Source organism: Microvirga sp. GN3, from assembly GCF_055792825.1.
In genome coordinates this window covers 18774-37098 of sequence record NZ_JBVVAK010000053.1, presented here as the reverse complement: position 1 = coordinate 37098, position 18325 = coordinate 18774, and the positions used below count along the sequence as shown (strand labels likewise).

19 protein-coding genes are annotated in these 18325 nt (G+C 61.4%); 10 read left to right on the top strand and 9 right to left on the bottom strand.

What is annotated here, in order from left to right:
- Nucleotides 1-16: 16 nt before the first annotated feature.
- Both ACS5Q1_RS23550 and ACS5Q1_RS23545 read right to left on the bottom strand, forming a co-directional pair.
- Nucleotides 17-1108, bottom strand: coding sequence for an HAD family hydrolase (locus ACS5Q1_RS23550; RefSeq protein ID WP_473100446.1), 1092 nt, complete (start codon nt 1106-1108; stop codon nt 17-19).
- A 265-nt stretch (nt 1109-1373) separates the two neighbouring features.
- A complete protein-coding gene (locus tag ACS5Q1_RS23545) occupies nt 1374-1850 on the bottom strand; it encodes a hypothetical protein (protein ID WP_473100445.1) in 477 nt (158 codons plus the stop codon).
- Nucleotides 1851-1968: 118 nt separating this feature from the next.
- On the opposite strand from ACS5Q1_RS23545, the gene ACS5Q1_RS23540 reads away from it, so the two are divergent.
- The 3 genes from ACS5Q1_RS23540 to ACS5Q1_RS23530 all read left to right on the top strand — a co-directional run bounded on the left by ACS5Q1_RS23540 (nt 1969) and on the right by ACS5Q1_RS23530 (nt 3992).
- A complete protein-coding gene (locus ACS5Q1_RS23540; RefSeq protein ID WP_473100444.1) occupies nt 1969-2313 on the top strand; it encodes a hypothetical protein in 345 nt (114 codons plus the stop codon).
- A 122-nt stretch (nt 2314-2435) separates the two neighbouring features.
- Nucleotides 2436-3383, top strand: coding sequence for a tyrosine recombinase (locus tag ACS5Q1_RS23535; protein WP_473100443.1), 948 nt, complete (start codon nt 2436-2438; stop codon nt 3381-3383).
- A 90-nt stretch (nt 3384-3473) separates the two neighbouring features.
- Nucleotides 3474-3992, top strand: a complete 519-nt coding sequence (locus tag ACS5Q1_RS23530) for a flavodoxin family protein (protein WP_473100442.1) — start codon at nt 3474-3476, stop codon at nt 3990-3992.
- A gap of 154 nt (nt 3993-4146) precedes the next feature.
- On the opposite strand, the gene ACS5Q1_RS23525 is transcribed toward ACS5Q1_RS23530, so the two are convergent.
- Together ACS5Q1_RS23525 and ACS5Q1_RS23520 are read right to left on the bottom strand one after the other, a co-directional pair.
- Nucleotides 4147-4398, bottom strand: a complete 252-nt coding sequence (locus ACS5Q1_RS23525) for a WGR domain-containing protein (RefSeq protein ID WP_473100441.1) — start codon at nt 4396-4398, stop codon at nt 4147-4149.
- 193 nt (nt 4399-4591) lie between these two features.
- Nucleotides 4592-4849, bottom strand: a complete 258-nt coding sequence (locus ACS5Q1_RS23520) for a DUF2171 domain-containing protein (RefSeq protein ID WP_473100440.1) — start codon at nt 4847-4849, stop codon at nt 4592-4594.
- Between the two features lie 390 nt (nt 4850-5239).
- Here ACS5Q1_RS23520 and ACS5Q1_RS23515 point away from each other — a divergent pair, with 390 nt between their 5' ends.
- The 4 genes from ACS5Q1_RS23515 (at nt 5240) to ACS5Q1_RS23500 (ending at nt 11265) form a co-directional block, all read left to right on the top strand.
- Nucleotides 5240-5974, top strand: a complete 735-nt coding sequence (locus ACS5Q1_RS23515) for an ImuA family protein (protein ID WP_473100439.1) — start codon at nt 5240-5242, stop codon at nt 5972-5974.
- A complete protein-coding gene (locus tag ACS5Q1_RS23510) occupies nt 5907-7406 on the top strand; it encodes a Y-family DNA polymerase (RefSeq protein WP_473100438.1) in 1500 nt (499 codons plus the stop codon). The genes ACS5Q1_RS23515 and ACS5Q1_RS23510 overlap by 68 nt, the downstream gene beginning before the upstream one ends.
- Complete coding sequence (locus ACS5Q1_RS23505) at nt 7403-10663, top strand: error-prone DNA polymerase (RefSeq protein WP_473100437.1); 3261 nt, start codon at nt 7403-7405, stop codon at nt 10661-10663. Before ACS5Q1_RS23510 ends, ACS5Q1_RS23505 begins: the two co-directional genes overlap by 4 nt.
- A gap of 95 nt (nt 10664-10758) precedes the next feature.
- The gene (locus ACS5Q1_RS23500; protein WP_473100436.1) at nt 10759-11265 is read left to right on the top strand and encodes a hypothetical protein; all 507 of its coding nucleotides are present in this window, start codon (nt 10759-10761) and stop codon (nt 11263-11265) included.
- A 412-nt stretch (nt 11266-11677) separates the two neighbouring features.
- On the opposite strand, the gene ACS5Q1_RS23495 is transcribed toward ACS5Q1_RS23500, so the two are convergent.
- Entirely contained in the window at nt 11678-12064 is a 387-nt protein-coding gene (locus tag ACS5Q1_RS23495) for a CopG family ribbon-helix-helix protein (protein ID WP_473100435.1), read from the bottom strand.
- A gap of 502 nt (nt 12065-12566) precedes the next feature.
- Between ACS5Q1_RS23495 and ACS5Q1_RS23490 the strand changes: the two genes are divergently transcribed.
- Nucleotides 12567-13895, top strand: a complete 1329-nt coding sequence (locus ACS5Q1_RS23490) for an IS5 family transposase (RefSeq protein WP_473100434.1) — start codon at nt 12567-12569, stop codon at nt 13893-13895.
- 17 nt (nt 13896-13912) lie between these two features.
- Nucleotides 13913-14338, top strand: a complete 426-nt coding sequence (locus ACS5Q1_RS23485) for a lipoprotein N-acyltransferase Lnb domain-containing protein (protein WP_473100433.1) — start codon at nt 13913-13915, stop codon at nt 14336-14338.
- Nucleotides 14339-14854: 516 nt separating this feature from the next.
- Here ACS5Q1_RS23485 and ACS5Q1_RS23480 read toward each other — a convergent pair.
- Complete coding sequence (locus ACS5Q1_RS23480; RefSeq protein WP_473100432.1) at nt 14855-15238, bottom strand: YybH family protein; 384 nt, start codon at nt 15236-15238, stop codon at nt 14855-14857.
- 238 nt (nt 15239-15476) lie between these two features.
- On the opposite strand from ACS5Q1_RS23480, the gene typA reads away from it, so the two are divergent.
- A complete protein-coding gene (gene typA, locus ACS5Q1_RS23475; RefSeq protein ID WP_473100431.1) occupies nt 15477-17303 on the top strand; it encodes a translational GTPase TypA in 1827 nt (608 codons plus the stop codon).
- Between the two features lie 173 nt (nt 17304-17476).
- Here typA and ACS5Q1_RS23470 read toward each other — a convergent pair whose 3' ends face one another.
- From ACS5Q1_RS23470 to ACS5Q1_RS23460, 3 genes are read right to left on the bottom strand one after another with little or no spacing between them, the layout of a single operon-like run.
- Nucleotides 17477-17644 (bottom strand): hypothetical protein, encoded by a 168-nt coding sequence (locus ACS5Q1_RS23470; RefSeq protein ID WP_473100430.1) that lies wholly within the window; start codon nt 17642-17644, stop codon nt 17477-17479.
- Between the two features lie 14 nt (nt 17645-17658).
- The gene (locus ACS5Q1_RS23465; RefSeq protein WP_473100429.1) at nt 17659-17895 is read right to left on the bottom strand and encodes a hypothetical protein; all 237 of its coding nucleotides are present in this window, start codon (nt 17893-17895) and stop codon (nt 17659-17661) included.
- Nucleotides 17896-17907: 12 nt separating this feature from the next.
- Nucleotides 17908-18243 (bottom strand): hypothetical protein, encoded by a 336-nt coding sequence (locus tag ACS5Q1_RS23460; protein ID WP_473100428.1) that lies wholly within the window; start codon nt 18241-18243, stop codon nt 17908-17910.
- Nucleotides 18244-18325: the final 82 nt, after the last annotated feature.

The window sequence follows — 18325 nt, the reverse complement described above, 5'->3', positions numbered from 1 at the left end:
GTACCGCTTGAGTTGCTCACTGGAAGTCACATGCGCCTTCCGCTGCGCGGATGACCTCTTCAATATGCTTCGACCGCAGCCGGTCGATTGGAGGCTCGCCACTCGTGTAGCAATTTGCTGTAACCAACCACTCCCACGCCTCCTCTGAAGACGGGAAGTACCCGACAACCCTATCCAGCCCTTCAATCGGCTGAGAATGATCAAATTGGCGCGCTGGGTAGACGAATTCATTGGCATCCTTGCGGAAGGCTATGGCCTTCCTGTCATACCTCCACTGATCGAGTGCTGCGACCGAGACACCAAGCCTCTCCGCCATGCTGTCAATTCCGAGGAGCTCAGATTCCGCCCAGTCAGTCGAGTCATCATCGACTGTTATCTCCTCCAGTCGTGCCAGACCCTCCTCAATACTGATCAACGGTCCGAGGCCCGAACCTTTGATAACGCGAGCCCGCCTTCCGGTATCGCTGATCGGGGTATGCAAGGGGCCAGTGCCGTATTCCGCTCTCTGGATGGCGGCAAGGAGGTCCTCAGGGAGTTCTCCAATCCTATGGACTTCGCGCCTGGTATACTCTTCGAAGTCTGAGATGAGCATCGCCGGCATGCCGATTGCTCGTGGCCCATCGACGTCGGCCGACGGGGTGTCGCCCACGAACAGGACCTCCGCCGGCGGAAAGCCCAACCGATCGCAGATCAGATGGAAAATGGCCGGATCCGGTTTTACCAGTCCAACCTCGTAGGAGAGGATCACGGCATCCGGAGTGTCTGGCAGGGCGGAGAGAAGCGGTGGGCCATACGGAAGCGCCAGGTTGGAGCAGACACCGATCCGCAGGCCGCTGTCTCGCAGAGATCGCCAGATTTCGGCGATCCCGGGCCGGATGCGAACCGAGGTACATTCAGCCTGCAGGTCGGCTTCCAGTTCCGCCAGGCCACCCTCCCCGAGCTCGTGGCTAACACCTGCTGCGACTTCCCGAAGGTTGAGAGGCTTCGTGAGGACCTCCTCAGCTGTGATGCTTGTCACCCCTCCCCGCAGCAGCGCCCGAAATGGCCGGCGCTTGTCGGCGATCTCCACCAGCGTCCCGAAGGCGTCAAAACAGATGGCTTGGATCATGTGAACCTCGAGGCCATTACGGTGGAGGGTTCAATCTCGTATCGAGCGCGAGCCGCTCTCGCGATCTCAGCTGATAGGCTTCCTGCGCAGTGGTGCTGTCGAAAATCAGGTTCCAGCTGTGCATGGTATCGGAACCGGCCTCTGTGCTTCAGATGATCCGCGAAGTCCGCGACCTCGCCGGCAGGATCGGTTTCTCAGCAGAAAGCCTTCCAGCTGCACTCACATAGGATTTCCGGCTTCGCTCCCACAAGCATGTTGGCGACGCTCACACGTACACGCCGTGCTCAATCCGTCCAAGCTGCGTGAGGACACGTTCGGCCTTATCTTGCAGCACGAGATCCAAAGGTGTCGTCTGCAGGACCTGGTTATACTCAAGGAGCCACAGCAGGCCCTCATCGCCATAAACCTCCCGTGCCCTTCCGATGACTGTGGCGATCTCCGGTCCAGATCCTTTCAGAGCCCTGAGCTGCTCGATTTGCTCCTCAAGGCGGGCAATCGTCTGGTCAATGGCGTGGTCAGTGTTCGCGGCAGTGTAGGGCTTGAAGTCTCGATCAGGTTCAGTGGGCGGCATGTGGTCTCCCCCGCGAAGGAACTTCAGGAGCACGAACTGGCCTGCCTCAGTCGCCATGAGCTCGTCCGGAGAACGCCCGCCGAACCACAGGTGAGGTCTCGTCAGGAAGCCCTCAGGATCATCGTAAAGATCTGCCATGAGGGTGCGGATCTCGTCGGCCATCTGTGTCATGGTCGAGAGTCTAGCATCACGTCTGATTGCGGCCAATTCTGTCGGAGGTCGCGATTGCCATCGAGCTGACGTGAACGATAATTCCTATCGAGCGTATGGGGTTTTCCGACGAGCGGTCATGACCTCCACCGCGTCTCATCCGGACATCATGGCGGCGATCGAACGCCGCTGGACGATCCATGCACTTCGGCGATTCCGTGAGTGGTACAATCCCGATGATTATGAGCCGGATTCCTTGATTGACCTCGTCGATCGGATCGAACTCAAATATCGGGCTGCCTTCGCGAACCCCTGCTGGGATCCGCATTCCAGGGTCATGGTCATCGCAAAGCTGACGCTCCGCAATCGCGCCGTCTCCCCGAAGGTGAGGATCGTCTACCAGCGACGAGAGCGCATGATTGTGACCGCACTGCCGCTGAAGCTGGACCCGAACCGGCCCAACAAGAAGACGCTGACGGTCTGAATCACCTCCCTTTGGATCGGGCTAACGTCGAGAATTGAGACCGTGGCAGGCGATCGACCATGGAGTTTTGACAAGAAGTCGGTAACCGGTGCCGTGGCAGGGTCCTCTGACAGGAGGATTGCATGCGGACCAATCAGCGGCTGGCCGAGCTCTGGCTCGACGCCCTGGCAACAGAGCTCGGGGCCTCGGCCGGCACTATCGACACCTACACCGACGATCTCAGCTGCTATCTCGCCTGGCTCGACGAGAACAGCCTCGGCCTGGACGAAGTCGGCCTGGAGCAGATCCGAGATTACATCGCTTTTCTCGACCAGCGCGGCTATGCCGGCTCGACCATCGCCCGAAGGATCACGGTGGCGCGTGGCTTGCACAAGTTCCTGATCGCCGAGGATCTCGGCGCGCGCGATCCCACCTCGCATCTGTCGGCCATGAAGCAGGCTCGGAAACTGCCCTTCGTCCTGTCCGTTGCCGAGACGGAAGCGCTCCTGGAGACCGCGCACACTCTCGCCGCCGATCCCTCGGTCGGCCTCTACCGGCAGGCCGGCTATGCCCGCAGGGCTGCCCTGTTCGAGACCCTCTATGCCTCCGGCATGCGCATCAGCGAGGCCCTGTCCCTGCCCTCCGATGCTGCGCCGCCCGGCACCCGCATGTTGCTCGTGCGCGGCAAGGGCGACAAGCAGCGCCTCGTGCCACTGCACGAGCGGGCGATTATGGCCATCGCCCAGTGGCAGAAGCTGGCCAGCGCCTACTCCGGTGGAGCGCCCTCCCCTTGGCTGTTCCATTCGGTCCGCAACGGTAGCAAAGCGCTGACCCGCCAGGCGGCCCTGCTCGAGATCAAGGAGGCGGCGGTGGCGGCAGGGCTGGCGAGCCCGGAGCGGGTCTCACCGCATGTGCTGCGCCATGCCTTCGCCACTCATATGCATTCCGGTGGCACCGACCTGCGCGTGCTGCAGGAGCTGCTCGGCCATGCCGGCATCGAGACCACCCAGATCTACACCCACTTGGATACCTCGCGCCTCCACCAGATGGTCCGCGACCTCCACCCGCTCAATGAGGAACTGGAAATTTGAGGAACCGGGCAGCCGAACTCACAAGTCAGGTGTTGGAATTTGGGAGTTCGTACCGATTCGGACCTGCCACCGGGTTCAGGATCTTAGCCAATGGATGACCTATTGCACCCAGGCACGACCAAGACGTTGCTGATCGTGTGTCATTCGATGACTGGCGGCACCCGTCAGATGGTTGATGCTGCTGCCCGTGGGGCAGCTTCAGAGTCGACCGTTCGCGTCCGCCTGCTTCCGGCACCGGTTGCTCAGGCTGCAGATCTTCTGGAAGCGGACGGCTATCTCTTCGGCACTCCCGAGAATTTGGCGGCCATAGCCGGGCTGATAAAGGACTTCTTCGACCGAACCTACTATCCAGCGCTTGATCGGATCAGCGGGCGTCCTTACGCGACGCTGATCTGCGCCGGCAGTGAGGGTCACAACGCAGCCCGTCAGATTGAGCGCATTGCGACCGGATGGCGGCTCAGGGCTATTGCTGATCCGCTGATCGTCTGCACCCACGCGCAGACGCCGGAAGCGATCTTAGCTCCCAAAGTCATCAGCTCAGACGATCTGAAGCGCTGCGAAGAGCTCGGGGCCGCGCTCGCGGCAGGAATGGCTATTGGGATGTTCTAGACCGCAAGATGGCTCGTAACGAGCATGATCGGATTGAAGAGGCCCTTTGTCAGCGAACAGGCTCAACGCTGCCATGGCATGATCGGTCAGCCTCCGCATCTTCTACTTCAGCATTCGGGATGGCGCACACCACCGCGTCTGTCACAGCCATCTCCTATCCATCTCTGAGCGCGTAGCCACGTCGGCGCTTTCGCCGGAGCCAAGTCTCAAGAGCTTCCACAGCCTTCGACTGGGTTTCATAAATCTCGATCCGCGTCTGACCAGGTTGGCCAATGCGGCCCCACGCGCGGATTAGCGTGGGGTCACCAAACAGGCTGGGCTCGATCGCCAGGACATAGTAGCGGGCCATGTTGCAGCTGGGATCGCACCTGTGAAGCACCAGGTACTGGATCGTGTCTTGGGACATGCCCTCATGTTGAGCAAGCCACGTGGCGAGGTCCAATCAAAGTCATGAATCCATTGCGGCGCAACGATTCACAACAGTCATGGACCCTGCTGACACACCAAATTTTGCCCTGTTTCTACACTCTGTTTCTACATCGGGTATGAGCCTGGTTTGAGACGGCCTCAGTTAAGCCTTGAATTCAGGCGGCCGAGCATCAGGCCTGGCTGCCGTCGCTCTCCTCCTCGAAGGTAACCGCAACATCGGCGTTGGCCGAGAGTCGGACCTGATTACCCTCGATGTCCGCGACCAAAGCCGTCGAGATGTAGTGGTGATGGCCCTTGTGCGTCCCCTCCCCGCTGTCCTTCCTGGTCAGCTTGATGCGGTCTCCGTCGAGATGATCGACCGTGCCGACGTGGGCGCCGTCAGCGCCGATGACTTCCATATGTTCCTTGATCTGGCTGATGTCTGTCACGGCTTCCTCCCTTATCGCCCAGGTTGGAATAACGCACCGAATGCCAATAGGATGCATGTTCTGGCCGCTTAGCTTTTCCTGGCGGAGAGCGACGCGAGAAGGATGACGATCCTCTCAGGGGAGGCAGCCAGCTGGCTTGCCATTTCGGCTTCGAGCTTGTCGAGAAACTGTGGGAAACTATGGGATTCTGGGGTCACCGGCGCCGCCGTCGAGGCCGAGGGCCAGTGCCAAAAGGATCAACACTCGGCGCCAAACACATCGACCCGGCCCTTGCAACACTCTCCTCCCCGATATCCACAGGCGCTTGGGCGAACATCACATTGACTCTGCGCAGCGGCATATGTTCTTGTTTTGTTCCATTTGGTTGTAGGAGGGAGGTGAGCTTGACCGATGGCCACCCGGCGCGAAGTCATCGACGACTTGCGGCGCCAGATCGAGAGGCTCGGCGGGGCTCATGGCTCACGCAAGCCCCTGCCCTTTGGCGTCTCGGCGCTCGACCGGCATTTGCCGGGAAGAGGGCTTACCCTCGGATCTCTGCACGAGGTGATCGAGGAGGGGCCCGCGTCGGAGTTTGCCGGAACCGCCACGTTCTTCGCGGCCGGGATTGCCGCCCGTCTCAAGGGGCCGGTGCTCTGGTGCCTGACCCGGCGCGATCTGTTTGCGCCCGGCCTGATGAAGGTTGGCCTTCATCCGGATCGTGTCATTTACGCCGAGACCTGCCGTGATGCCGACGTCCTGCCTCTCATCGAAGAGGGCCTCCATCAGAAAGGCCTCGGCGCGGTCATCGGCGAAGTCTCCCGGCTCGGCCTCACCGCCTCCCGTCGCCTGCAAGTTGCCGCGGAGGCTTCAGGCGTTCCCGCCCTAGTCATCCGGCGTTGGTGGACGGTCGCCCAGAAGGACCTGACCCAGCTTCCCACCGCTGCCTCGACGCGATGGCGCGTGTCGCCGGCCCCGTCAGAGGTTGTTCCTGCCTCTGGCCTCAGACGCGGCCGCTGGCAGGTCGAACTCGTGCGCTGCCGGGGTGCACAACCCCATTCCTGGATTTTGGAGGCCTGCGATGCGCAGGGTCGTCTCGCTCTACCTGCCAACCTGGCCGACCGACAGGATCAGGCGCAAGTTCGGTGATCCCCCGCGCGAGAAGCCGCTTGTGACCGTGATCAAGCAGGGCTCGCGCCGCCTGATTGCGTCTGCCTGTCCGGTCGCTCAAAAGGTCGGATTGATCGAGGGGATGGCAGTTGCCAAAGCACAGGCCATGGTCCCGGATCTGCATATCATCGATGCCGATCCGGACGGTGAAAGGGCATCGCTGCGTCAACTCGCAGAATGGCTGATCCGCTTTTCGCCCGTCGTCGCATCTGATCCTCCAGACGGCATCTGGATCGACATCGCGGGAGTGGAGCATCTGTTTGGAGGCGAGGAAGCGCTGCTCAAGAAGCTGATTGATCGTGTCGAGAACAACGGTATTCATGCCCACGCAGCGATCGCCGATGTGCCAGGTGCGGCATGGGCCCTTGCGCGGTATGGCAGGGGCGGAATTATTCCGGCAGGCCGGACGGTCGATACCGTTTCGACCTTGCCCGTGCAAGCCCTCAGGCTCTCTCATGAGACAGTGAGTACCATGCATCGCTTGGGTGTCGAGCGTATTGGTCAGCTCGCCGCCATGCCACGGGCCCCGATGGTGCGCCGCTTCGGCCGCGAAGCAAGTCTGCGCCTGGACCAGGCGCTGGGGCATGCCTTCGAGCCGATCACGCCGATCATTCCGGAGGAGGCGGTTCTTGCATCCCGCGCCTTTGCGGAGCCGATCGGCCGTTTGGAGGACCTACAGCTTGTGGTGCGACGGCTCTCAGAGGAGTTGTGTCAGACATTGGAAAAGCGCGGCGAGGGTGTCCGTCGGCTGGACCTGATCGTTCGCCGGGTGGATCAGAAAGGGGCGTCACTCCGCGTCGGGACAGCCAAGGCCACCCGGGACCATGTTCACTTGGCAAAGCTGTTCGATGAGAAAATTGAGACGGTCGACCCGGGATTTGGCATCGAGGAAATCGTCCTCGTCGCCAACCGCGTCGATCCGCTTTCCGAGAAGCAGACGGTCGCAAGAGGGATCGAGGCCGAGGACGAAGCCGTCGACCTGAGCCAACTCGTTAACCGGCTGACCGCTCGCATTGGGGAGGACCGCGTCTATCGGCTCGCTCCGGTCCAGTCCCTGGTGCCAGAGCGCATGACAAGGAGGATTTCCCCTCTCGCGCCGCCGTCGGAATCTACCTGGCCGGAGAACCTGGAGCGTCCCACCCGCCTCCTCGATCCGCCGGAATCGATCATGACGACAGCCTTGCTGCCGGATCACCCGCCGGTGTCGTTCATCTGGCGTCGGGTCCGCTACAAGGTCATGAAGGCCGATGGGCCGGAGCGGATCACCTCCGAGTGGTGGCTCGGCGATGAGCAGAAGAGAATCCGGGATTATTACCGGCTTGAGACTATCGAAGGCTCTCGCTTCTGGATCTTCCGTGACGCACCGATGACCGGGGGCGGCCGCTGGTGGATGCACGGGTTCTTTGCATGACCGTGTATGCCGACCTGCAGGTCACCACTCATTTCTCGTTTCTGCGTGGCACATCGAGCCCGGCCGAATTGTTCGAGCAGGCCAAACTGCTCGGGATATCTACGCTGGGCATTACCGACCGGAACTCTCTGGCCGGCATCGTCCGGGCCTACGAGGCTGCGAAGGAAACCGGTGTGCGCCTGGTGGTCGGATGCCGCTTGGATCTGACCGACGGCACGTCGCTCCTGGTCTATCCGACGGATCGTCCGGCCTATTCCCGGCTGTGCCGCCTGCTGAGCATCGGGAAAAGCCGCGGCGGAAAGGGAAAATGCTTTCTGACATGGGAGGACGTCGTTGCCTGGAATGAAGGATTGCTAGCGATCCTCCTTGGCGATGAAGCAAACGCCCCACTCAAAGCCAACCTGTCGCGCCTGAAGTCCACCTTCGGCAACCACTCCTATATGGCTCTGATCCGCCGGTTCTCGCAGAACGATCACCTGCGCCTCCATGAGCTTGAAGAAGCCGCCCGGATCGCCCGCGTCCCGACGGTCGCATTGGGTGACGTCCTCTATCACCATTCGGATCGGCGCCGGCTGCAGGATGTGGTCACGTGCATCCGGGAGGGCTGCACGATTGACACCGCGGGCTACCGGCTGGAGCGCAATTCGGATCGGCATCTGAAGGATCCTACGGAGATGCAGCGTCTGTTCGAGCGACACCCCGGAGCCTTCCAGCGGATCCAGGAAGTCCTTGATCGCTGCACGTTTTCGCTCGACGAGCTGCGCTATCAGTATCCGACCGAGACCGATCCGGGTGAGACCGCTCAGGAGAAGCTGGAGCGCCTGACTTGGGAGGGCGCGAACAGGCGCTATGCGGACGGTATCCCTGATACGGTGGCCGGAACCATCCGGCATGAGCTCCATCTGATCGAGAAGCTGGACTACGCGCCGTACTTCCTGACGGTCAATGCCATCGTCCAGTTTGCGCGAACGCGAGGCATTCTGTGTCAGGGGCGCGGCTCGGCCGCCAACTCCGCTGTCTGCTACGTCTTGGGCATCACCTCGATCAACCCGATCGAGCACGATCTCCTGTTCGAGCGGTTCGTGTCTGAGGAGAGGCGCGAGCCGCCCGATATTGATGTGGACTTCGAGCATGAGCGTCGTGAGGAAGTGATCCAATGGATCTACGACACCTATGGCCGCCATCGTGCCGCTCTGACTGGAGTGGTGATTACCTATCGCGCGCGTGGCGCCGTGCGGGAAGTTGGCAAGGTCATGGGCCTGCCGGAGGACGTGACCGCCGGCCTGTCCGGCCTCGTCTGGGGCTGGGGCAACGATGGCGTGACGGAGAAGGAGGCCCAAGAGCTCGACCTCAATCTCAAGGATCCGCGGCTGCGGATGACGCTTGAACTGGCGTCCGAGCTGATCGGAGCACCCCGTCATCTCTCGCAGCATCCGGGTGGCTTTGTGTTGACCCAGGACCGTCTCGACGATCTTGTGCCGATCGAGCCTGCCGCCATGGAGAACCGGCAGGTGATCGAGTGGGACAAGAACGATATCGATACCCTGAAATTCATGAAGATGGATGTGCTGGGTCTCGGCATGCTCGGCTGCATGCGCCGGGCCTTCGATCTCCTGCGGGAGCATAAGGGCGAGGAGCGGGAGATCGCCACGATTCCGCTGAATGACCGCCCGACCTACCGCATGATCCAGAAGGCGGACACGGTTGGCGTTTTCCAGATCGAGAGCCGCGCCCAGATGGCGATGCTGCCGCGGATTAAGCCGGCCAAATTCTATGACATTGTGATCCAGGTGGCGATTGTCCGGCCCGGACCGATCCAGGGCGATATGGTGCATCCCTATCTCCGGCGCAGGGAAGGTCATGAGAAGCCGGAATATCCCCGGGCCGAGTTGCAGCGGGTTCTGGAAAAGACCCTCGGCGTGCCGCTCTTTCAGGAGCAGGCCATGAGGGTGGCCATCGAATGCGCCGGGTTTACGCCATCCGAGGCGGACCAACTCAGGCGGGCGATGGCGACATTCAAGCTGACGGCGGGTGTCACCAAGTTCCGGGACAAGCTCGTGAGTGGCATGACCGCTCGTGGCTATGACGCTGAGTTCGCGGAGAGGACCTTCAAGCAACTTGAAGGGTTCGGATCCTACGGATTCCCGGAGAGCCATGCGGCGAGCTTCGCCAAGATCGCCTATGCCTCGTCCTGGATGAAATGCCACCATCCTGACGTCTTCTGCTGTGCCATCCTGAACGCCCAGCCGATGGGGTTCTATGCCCCCGCACAACTGGTTCGGGACGCGCGAAATCACGGCGTCGAAATCCGGCCGGTGGATATCAACCACTCCCGTTGGGATTGCACACTCGAGCCGACGCGAAACCCGAAGCGGTTCGCGGTCCGCCTCGGGTTAAGGCTCGTTGCAGGATTGAAGAACTCCGAGGCGGCCATGATCCCATTGGCCCAGGCGGACTATCCTTTCACATCGGTCGAGGATCTCTGGTGTCGGGCTGGAATTTCTGTCGCGGCTCTCGAGCGACTGGCGGACGCGGACGCCTACGGATCTATCGCTGTTAGTAGACGCGACGCTCTCTGGACCATCAGAGGTCTTTCGGATGAGCCCCTCCCCCTCTTTGCAGCAGCCGATGAGCGGGACAGTCAGATCCGGCCGGAAGGCTATGAGCCGCATGTCGAGTTCACGCCCATGACCGAGGGCCGAGAGGTCGTTGAAGATTATCGATCAAAGGGGCTGACGCTTCGGGAACACCCGATTTCCTTTCTCCGGGAGGAATTACGGCGCCAGCGAATTCATCGCTGCTCGGCAATCCGCATGATGAGGGATGGCCGCCGGCTGACAGTCGCTGGGATGGTTCTGGTACGGCAGAAGCCGGGGTCCGCAAAGGGAGTGATGTTCATGACGATTGAGGATGAGACCGACATGGCGAACCTCGTCGTCTGGCCATCGCTGTTTGAGAAACAGCGCCGGCTGATCCTCTCCGCAGGAATGATTGGGTGTCGTGGACGCCTCCAGAAGGAGGGCGGGGTGATCCATGTTGTCGCCGAGCACATCGTCGATCTATCGCACCTGCTGCGCTCCGTCGGCGACCGGAATCAACCATTCCAGGTGGAATACGGTCGAGGAGACGAGGCGAAGCTCGGAACGCGTGAAATCCTCAGGCAGGGCGCGCGGGATCCCAATGGGGAACTTCCGGTGGCGCAAACCAATCCGGCATCAGCCATTGAGATCAGATTTACCGCTCGTAATTTCCACTGAGCTTTTGCGCCCCTACTCTCTTCCTTCGGTAAGGGATCGGTACGATTGCAGGCTTGGAGGATAATGCAACGAGGGCCTTCTACATGGAGCACGAGATGGGAGCAGGAACAGGTCGATCCACGTCCGACCTTGTGGGTGACATCGAGGATCTGAAATCCAAGATCGAGATGATTCACGGTCGGATTTCGGAGCATCAAAGAGAAATGACGGCCCTGCAAGGTGAGGTCGCGCAGATGGAAGCGACGCGTCGTTCCCTCCTCGCCGAGGTCGAGCGACGCTCGCGTCCGACAGAGGATGTCCGTATCACTGACCATGCCTTACTGCGATATATCGAACGGGTGTTCGGGATCGACGTCGATGCTTTGAGGCGGGAAATCCTAACCGATGGCGTCGCGAAGGGCATTGAGCACGGCGCATCGACGATTACGGTCAATGGTATCCAGTTCCGCGTGAAGGATCGGAGTATCGTGACTGTGATCGGGGGCGATCAGAAGACCCATCGGAAGAAGTCAAAGGCTCATCACCGCAGCCGGCGCCCCGAACAGGATGACATCAACACACAACTCGCGGATTACTATAATCCAGACGGTGCCAGCGATTAGCGGAAGGCCTGAGGCTACGTACACTGCATCCGTCAGACCGGTTCGCGTCACTTTTCTGTTTGTTATCATCCTCGCGATCATGCACCCCGCCCGCCGTCCTTCACTTTTGCCTTCCAGAGGTGAAGAGCCTCCTGCATGCGGATGAAAATCTTAGGGCCATTACCGCACAATTCATCTATTCGAGATGCCATCTCGGGAGAAACATCAACCTCCTCTGAGAGAAGGCTATGCACCTGCTGAGCAGCCTTTGACAGAAGGCTGATGGCCGGCAAGACATCCGCGCGAAGAATTGCGCCGGAATGGGTTAGGCTCCCATATTCTGACAATGAGTTGGGAACTCCTTAGTCATCGTCTGTAAGTCCAGACGTCCCTCGAAGAACTCCGCTACTGGTGCTCGCTGATCGGGCGTTGATTAAGGACGGTCAAGATCCGCAATGTCATCTGCAAGAAGAGCTCTTAGTTCATGAGGCGTCTCCTTTGCCAATAATACTCGCCTCGGATCATTGCCGCCATGGCCTCCAACGATGCCCGATAGCTCATCATGTCGTTCGCCGTTGACGATGATTTCAATCTCGTTGAGAACGTCATCCATGTCGTGAGAGTGGCTACTGGCGATCTGCTTGCGTCCCTCGACGGCAGCGAGAATGTCCTTCCCCTCGCCAGCGAGATACAGCTTGAGGGCTCGGACCATGATCCACGATCTCGTCCGGTCCGTAGCTTCTGCGATCCTCTCGATTTCGCGCAGAACTCCAAGGGGTAGCCGTAGAGTGATTGGGTCCGACAGTTCCTGCTGCGGCATGAGGATCTCCTCTTTGCAATACCGTGTATTAGAAATCTGCTGACAGGTCATGTTCCGACGCCGAGTATCGGAGCGACAAAGTGGCGGGGCTCCTGGATTGCATCACTCGGCACCCTGCCCCCGAGCGACGTCCACCACTTCCTCAATGCGCCCTTCTCGGAGAGCATCAAGGGGAGAATGCCGTTCCAGCGCATTGTCTGGAACCAGGAGCCACTCCAACCGCATCCATCGGCCCGGAGCGGCATGACGGCCAAAGCCTCCGCGAGACCAGGGACTATTCCATCCAGCCCAAACTGGCAGGCCGGGCACCCGTGGTCGTCCCCTGCCCTTATAGCGATGATCGTTCCGGCCTTGCGCCGCTCCTCGATCAATTGCTCTGGGACCTTAAGGAGTCGGCCCTGAATAACCCACAACTTCTTGGGGCAGAAGGATTCTTCGCCCTCGCGAAGCATCGTAAAATGCTGGTTCCTGGGTGCTGACCCGCACAAAGCTGGTGTATTTCATGGGACCCAAACCGACGCTGCCGAGCTCCGGCGATCTCTACCGCAGCCGGCTCGATCAGATCCTCGATTCCCGGCACGAGCTCTTTCGCCTGGCCGGTCTGATCGACTGGAGCAGGTTCGATCACGAGTTTGGCCGCTTCTATCGCCCGCTCGGACGGCCTGCCAAACCGACCCGGCTGATGGTTGGGCTGTCGTATCTTCAGCACACCTTCAACCTGTCCGATGAGGCGGTGGTGCAGCGTTGGATCGAGAACCCGTACTGGCAATGGTTCTGCGGCTGCGAGTACTTCCAGCATCATTTGCCCTGCGATCCCAGCTCGCTCACCCGCTGGCGCAAACGGCTCGGACCCGACGGACTGGAGAAACTGCTGGCTGAAACGATCCAGGCCGGGTTGGAAAGCGGCGCGGTGCGGCCCTCCAGTTTGGAGCGGATCAGCGTCGACACCACCGTGCAGCCCAAGGCCATCACTCATCCGACCGACGCGAAGCTCTATCTCAAGGCGTTGCAGGCTCTGGTACGGCAGGCCAAACGGCATGGTCTCCGGCTGCGCCAGGCCCACACGCGTCTGGCCAAACGGGCGGCCGTGCAGGCCGGCCGCTATGCCCATGCGCGGCAGATGCGGCGCATGCGGCGCGAACTGAAGCGGCTGAAGACCTATCTCGGGCGGGTCTACCGCGATGTCGCCCGCAAAGTCACAGGCGATGAGGTTCTCTCACGCCGATTTGCTCCTCTGCTCGGCCTGACGGAGCGCCTCCTGATGCAGGAGCGCACGAGCAAGAACAAGGTGTACAGCCTGCATGCGCCCGAGGTGGTGTGCATCGCCAAAGGCAAGGCGCATCGGCCGTACGAATTTGGCTCCAAGGTGGCTGTGGCGGTGACCAACCGGGAGGGCTTCGTGCTCGCGTCCAAGGCGCTGGAGGGCAATCCGTATGATGGCCATACGCTCAGCGCTACCGTGGATCAGGTGACGGCCTTGAGTGGGGCTGAGCCGGATCGCATTTACGTCGACCAGGGCTATCGCGGGCATGACTACGCCAAGGCGGAGCGCGTGTTCATCACGCGACAGCGGCGCGGCCTCACACCAACGATCAGACGGGAGCTGAGACGACGCTCAGCCATCGAGCCGATGATTGGGCACATGAAACAGGATGGGCGACTTGGACGCAATCACCTGCTCGGAGCTGCGGGCGATGCGGTGAATGCGCTGCTCGTGGCCGCCGGACATAACCTGCGGCTGATCCTGAACTGGCTCAGGCTTATTATGGCCTGGATCATTGCAGCTCTGATGAGCTCAATCGCGCAACCGGATACTTCTCAGGTTGCCTGAAACCCAGCACCGGCCTTGTGCTTCCGCATTATTCAGGGCCGACCAATTATCGCCCCGAGAATGTGTATCTCTACCGCCTGAATACTTCAGCCGAGGACGCGCGCCGGCTCCTGCTGGTCTATCTCGAACGCATCAACGAGCTCGCCGACCGTCCGGAATGGTACCATCTGCTGAGCAACAATTGCACGATCAACATCATCCGCTATGCCAACGCCGCGGGCCGGAAGGGCCGGTTCGACATCCGGCATCTCCTCAATGGTCTGATCGACAGTTACCTCTATCACTCGGGCCGGGTGAACACGGCGCTGCCGTTCGACGAATTGCGGCGGCGCTCCCTCATCAACGAGGCCGCTCGGGTCGCCGATGATGCGCCCGACTTCTCGCAACGCATCCGCGCAGCCCTGCCGACGATGCGCTCTTCCAAGAGCGAAGCATCGGACTGAATCCCACACCCTCCGCCGTCATCCCCGGGCTTGTCCCGGGGATCCACGCCTTGGGAACCGCAACGCTGCAAAGACGGGGATGGCCGGAACAAGTCCGGGGATGGATGACGCGATAGGCGCTTGGATAATGTTCTCATTTTGTTCTTGACAATGATCCTAGCATTAGCTATATCATTGCCTCAGATCTGCTCCTGCGAGGGGTGCGCTCGCGAGGCGTCGCAGTGTGGGAGCAGGCACGGTCCCGTGCACGCACTGAACGCAGGTGCGGGTGACGGGAGGCCCAGGATGCTGGGTTGGTCGTCGGGATCGGTCGCAGGCCGCCGTCGCGCAGACGGTCACCGCCTGCGGCGGTTGACTGAGCCGGCCTCGCCTGTCCGCCTCAACAAGCCGTGCGCGAAGAGGCAGTTCGGCTCTTCCCTTCACCATCAGACATCGAGCCGGGCTGCCTGTCGCGCCACCCTCGATCAACCGTCAGGCTCGCAGCGCAGGCTGCGGGCCCCACGGTGCTGGTCTCCGTCAGGGAAGCGTTACTTCCTGCGGCGTGGTCCCGCCGCCGTCGAGGACGAATTTCCAGGTCCCGTCCGCTTGCTTCTTCCAGATGCTCACATAGACCCCATGGGCCTTGGTTTCGCCGCCCTCGCGGATCCGATAGCGCCCGAAGGTATAGCCGAGGTCCTGGCTTGCCGCGATCTCCGCCGTGAGAGGCTCCCAGGACAGGGCCGATCCGGTGACCTGCGAGAAGGCCTCGACGAAGGCGGATCGGCCGAGAAGCGGCATGTTCCCAGGTCGGATCAGGACCGGGGCATCGGCCGCAAAGGCGATGAAGGCCTTTCCGGTGCCCTCCCGTTGCGCCATGGCATTGAAGGCCAGATCGACCTCGATCAGTTGTTGAGCAGTCATGGGTCCCGACGGAAACGAAGGTGGGGGCAAGCCCGGCCATACCGACTGGTTCTTGCCGACAATTAAGATACGTTGTAACAAATATTCCTGTCCGGCCCAGCTTGCAATCCTGTTTCCCGCCCTATTGCGGCCTCACCTTTCTCCCTATATTGCAGTGCAATCATTTTTCGCCCGGTACGAGCCAGGGGCGCGGCCAAGCTTGCCGCGTGCCGGGCCGCTTTGCTTTGAAAGACCCCGTATGAAATTACGCAATATCGCCATCATCGCCCACGTCGACCACGGCAAGACGACCCTCGTCGACAAGCTGCTCCAGCAATCCGGCGCGTTCCGCGAGAACCAGCGCGTGGAAGAGCGCGCCATGGACTCGAACGACCTCGAGAAGGAGCGCGGCATCACCATTCTGGCGAAGGCGACCTCGGTGGTCTGGAAGGACACCCGGATCAACATCGTCGACACCCCCGGCCACGCCGATTTCGGCGGCGAGGTGGAGCGCATCCTCAGCATGGTCGACGGCGCCATCGTACTGGTCGACGCAGCCGAGGGTCCGATGCCGCAGACCAAGTTCGTGGTCTCCAAGGCCCTCAAGATCGGCCTCAAGCCCATCGTGGCGATCAACAAGATCGACCGCCCCGATGGCCGTCACCAGGAGGTCATCAACGAGGTGTTCGACCTGTTCGCGGCGCTCGACGCCACCGACGAGCAGCTCGACTTCCCGATCCTTTACGGATCCGGCCGCAACGGCTGGATGGCCAAGTCGCCGGAAGGCCCGCAGGATCAGGGCCTCGCGCCCCTGTTCGACCTCGTGCTCGAGCACGTGCCCCCGGCCAAGACCGAGGAAGGCCCGTTCCGCATGCTCGGAACGCTGCTTGAATCCAACCCCTTCCTGGGCCGCATCGTCACGGGCCGCATCAGCTCCGGCTCGGTGAAGCCGAACCAGTCGATCAAGGTGCTCGACCGCGAGGGCAACGTGGTCGAGACCGGCCGCGTCTCCAAGATCCTGGCCTTCCGCGGTCTTGAGCGCCAGCCGATCGACGTCGGCGAGGCCGGCGACATCGTCTCCATCGCGGGCCTCGTGAAGGGCTCGGTGGCAGACACCTTCTCGGCTCCTGAGAACGACATTCCGATCCAGGCTCAGCCGATCGATCCGCCGACCGTGACCATGTCGTTCATCGTCAACGACAGCCCGCTTGCCGGCACCGAGGGCGACAAGGTGACGAGCCGCATGATCCGCGACCGCCTATTCAAGGAAGCGGAAGGCAACGTGACGCTGAAGATCGAGGAAGCCGCCGACAAGGATTCGTTCTACGTTTCGGGCCGTGGCGAATTGCAGCTCGCGATCCTGATCGAGACCATGCGCCGCGAGGGCTTCGAGCTCGCCGTGTCGCGTCCCCGCGTGGTGTTCGAGAAGGATGACAACGGCCAGCTCCTCGAGCCCATCGAGGAAGTGGTGATCGACGTGGACGAGGAGCATTCCGGCGTCGTGGTGCAGAAGATGTCCGAGCGCCGCGCCGAGATGGTCGAGATGAAGCCGTCCGGCGGCAACCGTCAGCGCCTCGTGTTCTACGCTCCGACCCGCGGTCTCATCGGCTACCAGAGCGAGCTTCTGACCGACACCCGCGGCACAGCGATCATGAACCGCCTGTTCCACGCCTACGAGCCCTACAAGGGCGAGATCGCGGGACGGCGCAACGGCGTGCTGATCTCCAACGACGCGGGCGAGGCCGTGGCCTATGCGCTGTGGAACCTGGAAGATCGCGGCCCGATGATGATCGAGCCCGGCTGGAAGGTCTATCAGGGCATGATCGTCGGCGAGCACAACCGCGAGAACGATCTCGAGGTCAACGTGCTCAAGGGCAAGAAGCTCACCAACATCCGCACGACCTCCAAGGACGAAGCGGTGCGCCTGACGCCCCCGATCCGCATGACGCTCGAGCGCTCGCTGGCCTGGATCGAAGACGACGAGCTCGTCGAGGTGACGCCGAAATCGATCCGCATCCGCAAGGCGATCCTCGACCCGAACGACCGCAAGCGCGCCGAGAAGCAGAAGGAAGCGCTGAGCGCTTAAAGGCAGCGCCTTAGGCGGATACTGAAAGGCCGCCCACCGGGCGGCCTTTTTTCATGATCCACTCCTGTCATCCCGGACGGCGCAGCCGATCCGGGATCGTGTGCAGGATAAGCCCCCTCTCGTCCAGCGATCCCGGATCTCCGCTTCGCTACGTCCGGGATGACGAAACCAAGCTATCCCTCAGCCTTGCTGCTTTGACCTTTCTTCGCGCCCTCCCCCATCGGATTCGTCGAATCCTCGCCGGAAGCCTCGGGGTTCTCGCGGCCTTGAGGGGTCAGCCGGGGCGCATCGATATCCTTGTCGGTTGCTTGACCGGACTTCTTGTTGTCGGGTTGAGCCATTCTGATCTCCTTCATCAGGAACTCGTCGAATCCGTTGCGTCGTGATCGCCCGATTCCGGCAATGAGCCTGTCCCGGGCGTCGCATCCGGATTGGTCAGGTGCGGCTTGTCGTGCGGGCCTGCCGCCGGCATCTTGCCGGTGCGATCCTTGTCAGGCGACGCCTTGGAACCCGGCCGCTGCGGGTTCAACCGCTCGGATTCGGCATCCTTCTTCGTGTCTTCGGTGGAATTGCCGTAGCCTGCATTGCCCATGATCCGCTCCTGTCAGCCTTTGCCCTTGTCCGCCTTCATCCGCTCGACAGCCTCGGCCGTCGCGTCCTTGTCCTTGGGCGAGAGACTCGCATCGCTCAGGTGCTTGGTGGCTTCCGGCGTTTCGGCTGCGGTCAGATCGGAATGGTCTTCATCCCGGTTGCCGGCACCGCCCATGGACTGGCGATAGGCATAGGCCTCGCCGCCGGGTTCGTCCCAGACCTTGCGCATGGTGTCGTTGGCCTCGGGGCCCGCGTTCGATGAATTTGCAACATCGCCGCCGCGCTGCTGGTTGCGGATCTGGTCCGCCGTTTGCTTCTGCAATGAGTGGGGAGCCTTGCGTTCCGCCATGATGAACTCCATCAAATCCTCTTGGAAACCTTGCTTGAATTCGGATGCAGCAAAGAGAACCCGACCGGCGAGGTGAAGTTCT

Coding starts and splice junctions, on each gene's coding strand:
- ACS5Q1_RS23550 (WP_473100446.1), bottom strand. CDS start 1,108: ATGATCCAAGCCATCTGTTTTGACGCCTTCGGGACGCTGGTGGAGATC.
- ACS5Q1_RS23545 (WP_473100445.1), bottom strand. CDS start 1,850: ATGACACAGATGGCCGACGAGATCCGCACCCTCATGGCAGATCTTTAC.
- ACS5Q1_RS23540 (WP_473100444.1), top strand. CDS start 1,969: ATGACCTCCACCGCGTCTCATCCGGACATCATGGCGGCGATCGAACGC.
- ACS5Q1_RS23535 (WP_473100443.1), top strand. CDS start 2,436: ATGCGGACCAATCAGCGGCTGGCCGAGCTCTGGCTCGACGCCCTGGCA.
- ACS5Q1_RS23530 (WP_473100442.1), top strand. CDS start 3,474: ATGGATGACCTATTGCACCCAGGCACGACCAAGACGTTGCTGATCGTG.
- ACS5Q1_RS23525 (WP_473100441.1), bottom strand. CDS start 4,398: ATGTCCCAAGACACGATCCAGTACCTGGTGCTTCACAGGTGCGATCCC.
- ACS5Q1_RS23515 (WP_473100439.1), top strand. CDS start 5,240: ATGGCCACCCGGCGCGAAGTCATCGACGACTTGCGGCGCCAGATCGAG.
- ACS5Q1_RS23510 (WP_473100438.1), top strand. CDS start 5,907: ATGCGCAGGGTCGTCTCGCTCTACCTGCCAACCTGGCCGACCGACAGG.
- ACS5Q1_RS23505 (WP_473100437.1), top strand. CDS start 7,403: ATGACCGTGTATGCCGACCTGCAGGTCACCACTCATTTCTCGTTTCTG.
- ACS5Q1_RS23500 (WP_473100436.1), top strand. CDS start 10,759: ATGGGAGCAGGAACAGGTCGATCCACGTCCGACCTTGTGGGTGACATC.
- ACS5Q1_RS23495 (WP_473100435.1), bottom strand. CDS start 12,064: ATGCCGCAGCAGGAACTGTCGGACCCAATCACTCTACGGCTACCCCTT.
- ACS5Q1_RS23490 (WP_473100434.1), top strand. CDS start 12,567: ATGGGACCCAAACCGACGCTGCCGAGCTCCGGCGATCTCTACCGCAGC.
- ACS5Q1_RS23480 (WP_473100432.1), bottom strand. CDS start 15,238: ATGACTGCTCAACAACTGATCGAGGTCGATCTGGCCTTCAATGCCATG.
- typA (WP_473100431.1), top strand. CDS start 15,477: ATGAAATTACGCAATATCGCCATCATCGCCCACGTCGACCACGGCAAG.
- ACS5Q1_RS23470 (WP_473100430.1), bottom strand. CDS start 17,644: ATGGCTCAACCCGACAACAAGAAGTCCGGTCAAGCAACCGACAAGGAT.
- ACS5Q1_RS23465 (WP_473100429.1), bottom strand. CDS start 17,895: ATGGGCAATGCAGGCTACGGCAATTCCACCGAAGACACGAAGAAGGAT.
- ACS5Q1_RS23460 (WP_473100428.1), bottom strand. CDS start 18,243: ATGGCGGAACGCAAGGCTCCCCACTCATTGCAGAAGCAAACGGCGGAC.